The organism is Streptomyces sp. NPDC001068 (assembly GCF_042897315.1).
Taxonomy (GTDB): domain Bacteria; phylum Actinomycetota; class Actinomycetes; order Streptomycetales; family Streptomycetaceae; genus Streptomyces.
In genome coordinates this window covers 176,513-188,765 of record NZ_JBIAYD010000003.1, presented here as the reverse complement: position 1 = coordinate 188,765, position 12,253 = coordinate 176,513, and the positions used below count along the sequence as shown (strand labels likewise).

The 12,253-nt window shown below is 69.7% G+C and carries 7 protein-coding genes; 2 read left to right on the top strand and 5 right to left on the bottom strand.

Translation table 11 applies throughout. The features are described from left to right. The first annotated feature begins 65 nt into the window (after window positions 1–65). A complete protein-coding gene (locus ACFY3I_RS10265; RefSeq protein ID WP_390860225.1) occupies window positions 66–1,265 on the top strand; it encodes a CHAT domain-containing protein in 1,200 nt (399 codons plus the stop codon). 17 nt (window positions 1,266–1,282) lie between these two features. After that, complete coding sequence (gene fxsT, locus ACFY3I_RS10260; RefSeq protein WP_390860224.1) at window positions 1,283–4,861, top strand: FxSxx-COOH system tetratricopeptide repeat protein; 3,579 nt, start codon at window positions 1,283–1,285, stop codon at window positions 4,859–4,861. 73 nt (window positions 4,862–4,934) lie between these two features. Here the strand turns inward: fxsT and ACFY3I_RS10255 are convergent, their stop codons facing one another. The 5 genes from ACFY3I_RS10255 to ACFY3I_RS10235 form a co-directional block, all read right to left on the bottom strand. After that, the gene (locus ACFY3I_RS10255; RefSeq protein ID WP_390860223.1) at window positions 4,935–8,747 is read right to left on the bottom strand and encodes a multifunctional oxoglutarate decarboxylase/oxoglutarate dehydrogenase thiamine pyrophosphate-binding subunit/dihydrolipoyllysine-residue succinyltransferase subunit; all 3,813 of its coding nucleotides are present in this window, start codon (window positions 8,745–8,747) and stop codon (window positions 4,935–4,937) included. 325 nt (window positions 8,748–9,072) lie between these two features. After that, window positions 9,073–10,179, bottom strand: a complete 1,107-nt coding sequence (locus ACFY3I_RS10250; RefSeq protein WP_390860222.1) for an ATP-binding protein — start codon at window positions 10,177–10,179, stop codon at window positions 9,073–9,075. Next, window positions 10,176–10,916: a response regulator transcription factor gene (locus ACFY3I_RS10245; protein ID WP_365290694.1), complete on the bottom strand. Its 741-nt coding sequence runs from the start codon at window positions 10,914–10,916 to the stop codon at window positions 10,176–10,178. The genes ACFY3I_RS10250 and ACFY3I_RS10245 overlap by 4 nt, the downstream gene beginning before the upstream one ends. 110 nt (window positions 10,917–11,026) lie before the next feature. Beyond that, on the bottom strand, window positions 11,027–11,725 hold the full coding sequence (locus tag ACFY3I_RS10240; RefSeq protein WP_390860221.1) for a spermidine synthase: 699 nt from the start codon (window positions 11,723–11,725) through the stop codon (window positions 11,027–11,029). A gap of 69 nt (window positions 11,726–11,794) precedes the next feature. After that, window positions 11,795–12,235: a hypothetical protein gene (locus ACFY3I_RS10235; protein WP_390860220.1), complete on the bottom strand. Its 441-nt coding sequence runs from the start codon at window positions 12,233–12,235 to the stop codon at window positions 11,795–11,797. Window positions 12,236–12,253: the final 18 nt, after the last annotated feature.

Sequence of the window (12,253 nt, the reverse complement as noted above, 5' to 3'; positions counted from 1 at the left end):
GAAGCGCCGTACGTCGTGCAGCGCTGCCAGGGCTGAAGGCGGCAGTGCGCCGGGAGATCAGCCCAGTGCTGAATCTACGCCGCCCCCAGGAGTCGGCGGCCGGACTCGGACGGACCAGGACCAGTCCCGGCGTCCGGCTGCCGGAGGGTTTCGCGGTCCTGCGGGTTCAGCGCAGTCACACCCCCGACGGCCGGGACGGTTACCGGCTGCACGGCTGGTGTGGCTCGCTCAAGGTCACCTGTGCGCCCGGACCGACCCGGCTGATTGCCCCGGGGGTCAGCCTCGGCAACCTCAGGCGGGGCGACGGCGAGTTTCCCTCCGAGGTCCTGCGCGCCGTTCTGCACTGGTCGGACAACCAACCGGCGCTCGCCCACTGGATCAACCGCGTCCGGACGCGGCACGGAGCCGACCTGCGCCTCATCATCTGGGACGACACCGGGTACGAACTGCCCTGGGAGCTGCTCCGCCTCCCCGGCGAACCGGAACTCGGGCTGGGGGGAGGCCCCTTGGGTGCCCTCGTCGCGGTCGCGCGATGGACCACGGTGTACGACGTCGGCCACGACCTGCCACGCGAGACGGACGCGTTCCAAGGCGGCGTCCTGGCGTATCTGCACCGGGACATGGAACACGACCACAGCGCTCTCAAGCCCTACGTCCCACGGCCGCACAAAGAGCTCACCCCGTTCCTCAGGGCCCTCGACGCCTCCGGGGACCGGACGGCCCTCGTGTACATGGGCTGCCACGGCGAGTACGGCCACACGGTCACCCGACTGCAGCTCGGGGGACGGACCTGGGCCGAGTTCAACGGCGAGAGGATGCACCTGCTGGGCAGGGACCACTCCCTGGTCTGCCTGAACGCCTGCCACTCCGGCCGTTTCGTCGACAACAGAGCGCAGGGCGAAGAGGCGTTGCGTGGCTTCGCCGAACTGTTCCTGCGCAAGGGCGCGGGCGGCTGCATCGTCACCGCGGGAGCGATCGGTGACCCGGAGGCGCGGGCCATGGTGCACCGCCTGGTACGGGAGGTCACCACTCGGTCCCGGCAGCCCCTCAGCGAGAAGCTCCGGGCCTTTCGGGCGGAGGCCCTCGAGGAGTTCGGTGGCCTGGCCGACATCCCGAGTGTTCGCAACGATGACGGGCAGGTCGACGCCGTCGGTCAGAAGCGGGTCCTGCGACTCCTCTACGCCTTCATGTTCCACTACTACGGACACCCGCTCACCACGCTGCAGCTCGCCGGCTACGACGAGGGACGGAGTATCGGAGGATGAACGGGCACGCTGGACCGGTGCGTACGAACGACGTGGACACCGACGAGGTCCCACTGCTGATCGAGCCTGTCGTCGCGTGGCCGCGCCAGGCCGAGACCGACTGCGACTACCTCGTCACCGTCGACCTGCGCGGACCGCTCCGGGACGGGACCGCCACAGAGCCGGACTGGCCGTGGCAGGAAGAGGAGTTCACCTTCACCGTCACCCTGGAGGGCGCCCGGCTCTTCGCCTGTGCCGCCCTCGACGAACCGGCTGTCGTCCTGCACAGGTTCGGCGGCACATACGGCCCGGCTCGCTTCGCCGTGTCGACGGGGAACGAGCCGGGGACCGCGTCCCTCTGGCTGACGATCAGCAACCAGTGGGGTGTACCCGTGCGCAAGGCGGAGCTGCGTTCCGAGATCGGGGAGCGCGAGCCCGGCGGCCCACCGGCGGCGAGACCGGCCCCGGACCAGCCGGTGATCACGACCGTGGCGACGGCACCGCCGGCGGACCGGGGCCGCCGCGGCTTCCGGGGCGCGCTGTCGCGGCTGCTCGTCGGGAGCGGGCCGGACGAACCCCCCGAGGCCGGGTCACGGGCCGAGGCGAGCCCACCGCCTCGGAGAGACGGACTGGCCCAATCAGCCGTTCGGGACGAGCGAGAGACGATCACGATCAGCTTCGCCGGGTTCAACCGAGCCTGGGCGGCGTGGATCGGGGACCGGTTGGAGCGGTGTGGCGTGCGGGTGGTCCATCTGCGCTGGGACGCACCGGCGGAGGTTCCCCTGGTGCATCTGCTGCGCGACCTGACGCTTGCCCAGGGTCGGGTTCTCATCATCGTCAGCGACCGGTACTTCCGGCTGGGCAGCCGTACACACGAGGAGTGGAACGCGGCCCTGCGCGAGGTCGTGGCACCGGATCCGTCTCGGTTCGTCGCCGTCTCCATCACCGAAGCCGCTGTGCCCTCGGGCATCGCCGTACTGGCTGCGGTCGACCTGACCCGCATGAACGCCGACGAGGCCGAGCGGCGGCTCCTGGACCGGATGGAACTTCCGTCCGACCTGCTGCCCGAGCCGCGCGGAGGGCCGCGCGGTCCGCGTTTCCCCTTAGCCGCGCCTGAGGTGTGGGGAGGCGTACCGCGCCGAAACACCCGCTTCACGGGTCGCGAACAGCTCCTCAACGACGCCTACACCCTGCTCCAAAGCAGCGAGCCGGACGCCGGGGTCCTCACTCTGCACGGCATGTCCGGGGTGGGGAAGACACAGCTCGCCGCCGAGTACGTCTACCGCTTCGGCTCCGAGTACGACGTGGTGTGGTGGGTCAACGCCGAGAAGAGGGTGACCTACCGTCGTCTGCTGGCCGAACTCGCCCCGAGACTCGGCCTGTCCACGGGTGAGGAATACGGCGAGCGGCTGCGGGCGGTACGGGAGGCGCTGCGCCGGGGCGAGCCGTACTCCCGCTGGCTGCTGGTCCTGGACGGCGCCGACGACCCCGACCAGATCGGGGACCTGATCCCCACCGGCCCCGGACATGTGATCATCACGTCCCGCAATCCCGAGTGGGCCGACCACCACAGCCGGCTCCTCGACGTACCGGTCTACGACCGGGACGAGTCGGTGGCCTTCATCAGGTTGCGGGCGCCCCGGCTGACGGGGGCCGATGCCGACCAACTCGCCGAGGCACTGGAGGACCTGCCTCTTCTCCTGGACCAGACGGCCGGCTGGCTGGACGACTCCGAACTGTCCGTCGCGGACTACATCGCCCTGCTGGACTCCGGACTCGACCAAGACGTCGTCAAGGTGTCCATGGATTTCCCGGTGACTTTCCGGACCGCCTGGTCCATCCTCCTGAACAAGCTGCGCGACACCGTCCCGGAATCCGTCGACCTGCTGCGCCTGTGCACGTTCTTCGCGCCAGGCTTCATCCCCCTCCGCCTGCTGCGGGAGACGCCACGTGACGGCCTGCCCGATCAGCTGGCGGGGCTCCTCGGCGACCCCTTGCTGTGGGCCAGGGCGATCAACCAGCTGCGGCAGTACTCCGTGGTACGCCTGGAGTCGTACGAGCAGACGCCCGACGACGCACCCTCCACCGGTGACTCGCTGTATCTGCACCGGATGGTCCATCGGATCGTCCACCAGGACATGACACCCGAGGAACTGCGGTTCTACGGCGATGTGGTGCGGGGGGCGCTGGCCGAAGCCGATCCCGGCCGTCCCAGCGACAGCCGTGACTGGAGCGCGTACGCAGAGATAGTGCCGCACCTGAGATACGCGGACACGCTGCGCAGTACGGACCCGGGGGTGCAGACCCTGCTCCTCAACTCCCTGCGCTATCTGCTGTTCATCGGCGAGTACGCGGAAGGGATCGAACTCGGGCGCCGGACCGTTGAGCACTGGCAGGCGTCGCTGGGCGAGTCCCATCCGCAGATCTGGGAACTCATCTACCACTACGCCAACCTGTTGCGCGCCGACGGGCATTACGCACAGACGGAGGCCATCGAGCGCGCCGCCGTGCAGCGACTGCGGGAAGAGCGAGGCCTGAACGACGTCGACCATCTCAGGATGGCCAGCGGTCTCGCCGCCGACCTACGGGGTCTCGGCCGCTACGAGGAGGCTCTGGAGTTGAGCCGGTCGCTCCATACGGCGTACCGCGACCTCCTGGGGGAGGAGGACTCTCGGACCCTGAACGCGCTGAACAACCTCGGCTTCTCCCTGCGCCAGCTCGGACGCTACGGGCAAGCGCTGGAGATAGACCGGCAGACACTGGACGCACGCCGCCGCATCCTCTCCAGGCGCCACGTGTTCACCCTCTTCTCCGAGGTGTCCTATGCCGTCGACCTGCGTCTGATGGGCCGGTATGCCGAAGCCGAGACCATCCAGACGATGAACGTTCGGGAGCATGGGTCCGTCCTGGGTCCCGACAACCCCCAGACCCTGCGCGCCGCGCACAATCTGGCACTCTGCCACCACCGCTCCGGAGACCACACGCGGGCCCACTCACTGCTCACCCGCGTGCTGGAGCGTTACGACCGCAAGCTGGGCGAGACCCATCTGGAAACGCTCGGAGCCGCGGTGAGCCAGAGCTGCTTCGTCCGAGAACACGGTGACATCGACCGGGCCCGTGAGGCGAGCGAGATCCTTGTCGCCCGTTACGAGCACCTGCTGCCGGTGGGGCACCCGTTCATCACCGGGGTACGAGCCAACCACGCCCTGCTCCTGAACGCGTCCGGCGAACGGGAGAACGCACGTGCCCTCACCGAACAGTCGCTGGCCGACATGACCACTGAGGTGGGGGAACAGCACCCCTACACACTGGGCTGTGCCATCAACGCCGCCGCGCTGCGCAATTCGGGCGGCGACACCGAGTCCGCCGCCGAACTCAGCAGGCTCACGGTCGCCCGAGCGACGCAGACCCTCGGCCCTACGCACCCCCTGACCCTGTCCGCCCGAACCGCCCTTGCGGACGACCTGCGCAGCCTGGGGAACCGCCAGCAGGCCGACCGGATCGAGCAGGAGGCCCTCGCGGACCTGGCCGCGACCCTCGGCCCCCAGCACCCCCACACCCTCTCGGCCCGCTCCCGCACCCGCCCCCACTGGGACTTCGAACCCCAAACCACCTGATCCCTCCCCGCAGAAAGCAGAAGGGTCCAGCCCCCACCGGGAACCGGACCCTTCCGCAGACGCGTCGCGAGACCTACGCCTCGAACACCTCACGCACCAGCTGCTCCTGCTCCGCCTGGTGCCGCTTCGCGGAACCGACGGCCGGGGAGGAGCTGTGCGGTCGCGAGATGCGGCGCAGGCGCTCGCCGGCCGGGACGTCGGCGCCGACCGCCAGGTCCAGGTGGTCGATCAGGTTGAGCGCGATGAACGGCCACGCACCCTGGTTCGCCGGCTCCTCCTGGGTCCAGAGGTACTTCTCGGCGTTGGGGTACTTGTTGACCTCCGCCTGGATCTCCGCACCCGGCAGCGGGTACAGGCGCTCCAGCCGGATGATCGCCGTGTCCGTGACACCGCGCTTCTGCCGCTCGGCCTCCAGGTCGTAGTAGACCTTGCCGGTGCAGAAGACGACCTTGCGGACCGCGGCCGGGTCCACCGAGTCGTCGCCGATGACCGGGCGGAACTGCCCGCTCGTGAACTCCTCCGCCTTGGAGGCCGCCGCCTTCAGACGCAGCATCGACTTCGGGGTGAAGACGACCAGCGGCTTGTGGTGCGGGTTGTGCACCTGCCACCGCAGCAGGTGGAAGTAGTTCGACGGGAGGGTCGGCATCGCGACGGTCATGTTGTTCTGCGCGCACAGCTGGAGGTAGCGCTCGATCCGGGCCGAGGAGTGGTCCGGGCCCTGGCCCTCGTAGCCGTGCGGGAGGAGCAGCGTGACGCCGGAGGTCTGGCCCCACTTCTGCTCGGCCGCCGAGATGTACTCGTCGATGACCGACTGGGCGCCGTTGGCGAAGTCGCCGAACTGCGCCTCCCACATCACCAGCGCGTCCGGGCGGGTGAGCGAGTAGCCGTACTCGAAGCCCATCACCGCGTACTCGGAGAGCAGCGAGTTGTAGACGTTGTAGCGGGCCTGGTCCTCGGACAGGTACAGCAGCGGGGTGTAGTCGGCGCCCGTCTCGCGGTCGATGAGGACCGCGTGGCGCTGGCCGAAGGTGCCGCGCTGGGAGTCCTGGCCGGAGAGCCGGACCGGGGTGCCCTCCATCAGCAGCGAGCCGATGGCGAGGGTCTCGCCCATGCCCCAGTCGATCGTGCCGTCCTCGATCATCGCCGCCCGGCGCTGCAGCTGCGGCAGCAGACGCGGGTGGACGGTGAAGTAGTCCGGGATGTTGACCTGGGACTCGGCGATCCGCTTGAGGACCTCCGTGGAGATCGCCGTCGGGACGGCGATCGGGAACCCGTCCTGCGGCGCCTGGGCGTCGGAGACGGCCGGCTGCGCGGTGGCCTCGCGGACCTCCGTGAAGACCTTCTCCAGCTGCCCCTGGTAGTCCTGCAGGGCCTGCTCGGCCTCTTCCAGGGTGATGTCGCCACGACCGATCAGGGACTCGGTGTAGAGCTTGCGCACCGAGCGCTTCTTGTCGATCAGGTCGTACATCAGCGGCTGGGTGAAGGCCGGGTTGTCCGACTCGTTGTGACCGCGGCGGCGGTAGCAGATGAGGTCGATCACCACGTCCTTGTTGAACGCCTGACGGAACTCGAAGGCGAGCCGCGCGACGCGGACCACGGCCTCCGGGTCGTCGCCGTTCACGTGGAAGATCGGGGCCTCGATCATGCGGGCCACGTCCGTCGCGTACATGGAGGAGCGCGAGGACTCGGGGGCCGCGGTGAAGCCGACCTGGTTGTTGATGACGATGTGGACCGTGCCGCCGGTGCGGTAGCCGCGCAGCTGCGACATGTTCAGGGTCTCGGCCACCACGCCCTGGCCGGCGAAGGCCGCGTCGCCGTGGATCGCCACCGGCAGCACCGTGAAGTCGGTGCCGCCCTTGTTGATGATGTCCTGCTTGGCGCGGGCGATGCCCTCGATGATCGGGTCGACCGTCTCCAGGTGGGACGGGTTGGCGGCCAGCGAGACCTTGATCTGCTCGCCGTCCAGGCCGGTGAAGGTGCCGTTGGCGCCCAGGTGGTACTTCACGTCGCCGGAGCCGTGCATCGACTTCGGGTCGAGGTTGCCCTCGAACTCGCGGAAGATCTGCGCGTACGACTTGCCGACGATGTTGGCGAGCACGTTCAGCCGGCCGCGGTGGGCCATGCCGATGATGATCTCGTCCAGGCGGGACTCGGCGGCCGAGTCCAGCACCGCGTCGAGCAGCGGGATGACGGACTCGCCGCCCTCCAGGGAGAACCGCTTCTGGCCGACGTACTTGGTCTGCAGGAAGGTCTCGAAGGCCTCCGCCGCGTTCAGGCGCCGCAGGATCCGCAGCTGCTCCTCGCGCTCCATCTTGGAGTGCGGACGCTCCACGCGGTCCTGGATCCACTTGCGCTGCTTGGGGTCCTGGATGTGCATGAACTCGATGCCGGTGGTGCGGCAGTACGAGTCGCGCAGCACGCCGAGGATGTCGCGCAGCTTCATCATCGACTTGCCGGCGAAGCCGCCGACGGCGAAGTCGCGCTCCAGGTCCCACAGGGTGAGGCCGTGCTCGACGATGTCCAGGTCGGGGTGCTTGCGCTGCTTGTACTCCAGCGGGTCGGTGTCGGCCATGACGTGGCCGCGCACCCGGTAGGAGTGGATCAGCTCGAAGACCCGGGCGGCCTTGGTGACGTCGTCGTCGTGCGAGGCGTCGATGTCCTTGAGCCAGCGGACCGGCTCGTAGGGGATCCGCAGGGCCTCGAAGATGTCGTCGTAGAAGCCGCTCTCGCCGAGGAGGAGGTTGGCGACCTGGCGCAGGAACTCGCCGGAGGCGGCGCCCTGGATGACCCGGTGGTCGTAGGTCGACGTGAGCGTCATGACCTTCGAGATGCCGAGCTTGTTCAGGGTGTCCTGGCTGGTGCCCTGGAACTCCGCCGGGTAGTCCATGGAGCCGACGCCCATGATGACCGACTGGCCGGGCATCAGGCGCGGGACCGAGTGGACGGTGCCGAGGCCGCCGGGGTTGGTCAGGGAGACCGTGACGCCGGTGAAGTCGTCCATCGTCAGCTTGTTGTCGCGGGCGCGCCGGACGATGTCCTCGTAGGCCTGCCAGAACTCGAAGAAGTTCAGCGTCTCGGCCTTCTTGATGCCGGCCACGACGAGCTGGCGGTCGCCGTTGGGCTTCACCAGGTCGATGGCCAGGCCGAAGTTCACGTGCGGCGGCTTGACCAGGGTCGGCTTGCCGTCCTTCTCCGCGAACGAGTAGTTCATCGACGGCATGGCCTTGAGGGCCTGCACCATCGCGAAGCCGATCAGGTGCGTGAAGGAGATCTTCCCGCCCCGGGCGCGCTTGAGGTGGTTGTTGATGACGATGCGGTTGTCGAACAGCAGCTTCACCGGGACCGCGCGGACCGAGGTGGCGGTCGGCACGTCCAGCGAGGCGCTCATGTTCTTCGCGACGGCGGCGGCGGGACCACGCAGGGTGACCAGATCCGGGCCCTCGGGCGCCTCGGCGGCGGGCGCGGCCTTGGCGGCAGCGGCGGCCGGCTTCGCGGCGGGGGCCGCGGCGGCGGGCGCGGGCTTCGCGGGCGCCGGAGCGGGCGCGGCGGCCTGGGGCGCGGCCGGAGCGGGCTTCGCGGGCGCGGGCGCGGTGGGAGCCGGCGCGGACGGAGCCGCGGCCTGCTGGGCCGGCGGTTGCGCGGGCGTCGTGGTGCCCGCGGCCCCCGCGGCCGCGGTACCCGCCGGAGCCGAGGCGGCGGGCGCTCCCGGCTTGTAGTCGGCGAAGAAGTCCCACCAGGCTCGGTCTACCGAATTCGGGTCCTGGAGGTACTGCTGATAGATCTCGTCGACGAGCCACTCGTTCGGTCCGAACGCGGCTGCGGGATTCTTGCCCGCTTGGTCTGCGTCGGTCGAGATGTTCGAGTTACTGGGGGACTGTGGCGACACGGCGGTAACCGCCCTCTTCCGCTTCACAAGGTGATGGACAGCGGGAATAAAGGCTACGCCTCCATGACCGTGAAGGTCAGGTCGGGCCGGTTCATCGTCGTGTAAGTCACACCGGAAAGCGTGTTTCGGCGCTCGGAATGGCGGGAAACAAGCGTGGTTCCGCTCTGAGAGGACCGAATCGGGCATGGCTTCGCCACGCGGATGATCACCTCACTCCGGCACCCGTGACGACGTGCGCGGAGACCGCACCTGATCACAGGGGTCCGGCGGCACCGACGGCCGACGGAGCGCGGGTGGATCTTGAGGCTCCGAATCGAACTTTACGTCAACTTGGGACGGAGGAAAGCCCCGGGAGGGTGACGATAATCCTGCAGCCCCGGTCGGATTCGGCCACGCCGATCCGGCCGCCGTGCAGATCCACCGCCCACCGGGCGATCGCCAGCCCCAGCCCCGTACCGCCGTCGCTGCCGGGCCCGTGCGGCCGTCGTACGGCCCCCCGGTTGAAGCGCTCGAAGACGCGGTGCCACTCCGAGCGCGGAATGCCGGGGCCCTCGTCCAGGACCTCCAGCTCCAGCGACTCCGGCAGCGCGCCCCGACGCGCCTTCACGGTCACCCGGCCGTGCGGCGGGCTGTGCTTGACCGCGTTGTCGATGAGGTTCGCCACCACCTGGTGGATGCGCTCCGGGTCGGCGTGCGCGGTCAGCTCCGGCGGCGAGACGTCCAGGTGCAGATGGACGTCGGTGCGGGTGTGACTGCCCGAGTTCGAGGCCACGCCGCGTGCCCCGGCGACCATGTTGGCCTCCTTGAGCACACCCGAGAGGTAGGGCCACACCTCGAAGCGGCGCTGGCGCAGCGGTACGACGCCGTTGTCCAGGCGGGACAGGTCCAGCAGGGTCTCCACCAGCCGCCCGAGGCGCTCGGTCTGCTTCAGGGCCGTGCGCATGGTCTCGGTGTCCGGCTCGGCGATCCCGTCGACGACGTTCTCCAGCACCGCCCGCAGGCCCGCGATGGGCGTGCGCAGCTCGTGCGAGACGTTCGCCACCAGCTCCTTGCGCTGGCGGTCCTGGGCCTCCAGCTCGTCGGCCATGACGTTGATCGTCTCGGCGAGGTCGCCCAGTTCGTCCCGGCGGTTCTCGCGTACCCGGCGGGTGTAGTCGCCCTGCGAGATGGACCGGGCCACCGCGTTCATGTCGTCCAGCGGCGCGGTCAGCGAATGCGCCACGAACTGCGTTATCAGCAGTGTGGCGATCATCGAGAAGACCGTGATGAAGCGCAGCTCCGTCTTGGTGTGCACCGCGATCATCGACAGACCCGTGGTGATCAGGACCGAGACGACGACCAGCGCGCCGAGCTTGGTCTTGATCGAGAACGGGCGCACGGTGCCCCAGGGCTCCTCCCCGGGGCCTCTCGGTCCGGCCGGCCCCGCGGTCATGGCGTCGGTGTCTCCAGCGCGTAGCCCACACCGTGCACGGTGCGGATCCGCTCGGCCCCGATCTTCCGGCGCAGCGCCTTGATGTGGCTGTCGACCGTGCGGGTGCCGGAGGCGTCCGCCCAGTCCCACACCTCGGCGAGCAGCTGCTCACGGGAGAGCACCGCGCGCGGGGTGTTGGCCAGGCACACCAGCAGGTCGAACTCGGTCGGCGTGAGGTGCACGTCCTCGCTGCGCACCCGCACCCGGCGCTGTGCGTGGTCGATCTCCAGCTCGCCGAGGCGCAGGATGCCGGACCGGGGGGTGGAGGCCGCGACGGCCGCCCGCTCCACCCGGCGCAGCAGGACGTGCACCCGGGCCGCCAGCTCCCGCATGGAGAACGGCTTGGTCATGTAGTCGTCGGCGCCGACCCCGAGGCCGACCAGCATGTCGGTCTCGTCGTCGCGCGCGGTGAGCATCAGCACCGGCACCGGCCGCTGGGCCTGCACGCGGCGGCAGACCTCCAGACCGTCGAAGCCGGGCAGCATGATGTCGAGGATCAGCAGATCGGGCTGCCAGGCCTCGGCGGTGTCGACGGCCGACGGTCCGTCGCCGGCCGTTTGCACGAGAAATCCCTCGGCGCGCAGACGGGCCGCGATGGCGTCGACGATCGTGGCGTCGTCCTCGACGACCAGGACCCGGCGCTGAGCGCCCGGAGTAGCCGTGGCCGTGCCGTTGTGGGAGGTGTGTGTCTGCTCCATCGCCCGCCCCTGTGTGCTTTCCGGAATCAGTGGGGTGATCCCATGACTGCGATTGACGCTTGAATGACCCGCGTCAGGGATGCACCCTACGGGGACAGGCGGCGCACTCGCTATCCAGGGCGGACGGCGAGGTGAACGACGTCGGGAACGCCCCGGGCAACCGGGATCTCTTCGGTACGCACCTGTTTGAACCCGGCATTCCACAAGGTTTCCTCGAATTCGGCGGAGGGCTGCGCGGACCATACGGCGAGCACCCCGTCCGGTCTCAACACCCTTGCGCAGCTTGCGAGTCCGGCGGGCGAGTAAAGGCCCTCGTTGTCCTCGTCGACGGTCCAGCCGGGCCCGTTGTCGATGTCGAGGCACAGCGCGTCGAATGTGTCGGAAGTCTCATTGACGTAGGCGACGAGATCGCTTTCGACGATCTCCGTGCGCGGATCGGCGAACGCGGCCGCGGACAGCGGGGAGAGCGGGCCGTCCCGGTGCCAGTCGACGACGGCCGGTTCCCGCTCCACGACGGTGATCCGTCCCCACCCGGCGTCCCGCGCGGCGTGCGCGAGCGAGAACCCGACGCCGAGCCCGCCGATCAGCACGGCCGGCTCCGGCCGTCCGTCCAGCGCGTCCCGGGCGGCGTCCACGAGCAGCCGCTCCGAGCGGCCGTCGGAGGTGTCCATCAGGAAGCAGCCGTTGGCGATGATCTGCAGCAGCCCGCCGTGTCTGCGCAGGACCACCTCGCCGTACGGACCCTCGCGCCGGTCCAGGACCACGGGAGGGGCGTCGTCCACGGAAGTCGTGCCGGTGGTGTGCGCCATACCGGCCATCCTGCCCCAACAGGGCTTTGCCGCCACGCGAATTACCGGTGCCGGACGGTCCCCCGGGTGTCACTCGTTCGAGGGGCCGTCCGGCGCTTCGCGTCCGACGGCGGCCTCGGGTGACTCGTATGGTTCCCCCAACCCCTCACGTTTCTTCGGAAAATCCTGTGAATCGCTCCCCGCGTGGCCCCGGTCACAGACAGCGGCTCGACGGACGGCGAAGGCTGGTGGGGTGAAACGGAAGGAGCGCCTCACCGTGAACCGGACCGCGCGGACGCGCGGGAGCGCGCCGATGCCGGACCCCACGGCGACGCCGTCGCCGGGGGTGGAGGCGGGGCGCTCGCCGGGGGTGGGGGCGACGCCCGCGTCGGGGTCGACGGTCGGGCCCGCGACGGGGGCGGTGGTCAGGCCCGTGCCGGGGCCGGTGGCGGGGCGCTCGCCGGAGTCGGTGGCGTGGTCCGGGTCGGATCCGGCGGCGACGCCCGTGCCGGGGTCCGTGGCGACGCCCACGTCGGAGTTCGTGGACGG

Coding starts and splice junctions, on each gene's coding strand:
- ACFY3I_RS10250 (WP_390860222.1), bottom strand. CDS start 10,179: ATGACCGCGGGGCCGGCCGGACCGAGAGGCCCCGGGGAGGAGCCCTGG.
- ACFY3I_RS10245 (WP_365290694.1), bottom strand. CDS start 10,916: ATGGAGCAGACACACACCTCCCACAACGGCACGGCCACGGCTACTCCG.
- ACFY3I_RS10240 (WP_390860221.1), bottom strand. CDS start 11,725: ATGGCGCACACCACCGGCACGACTTCCGTGGACGACGCCCCTCCCGTG.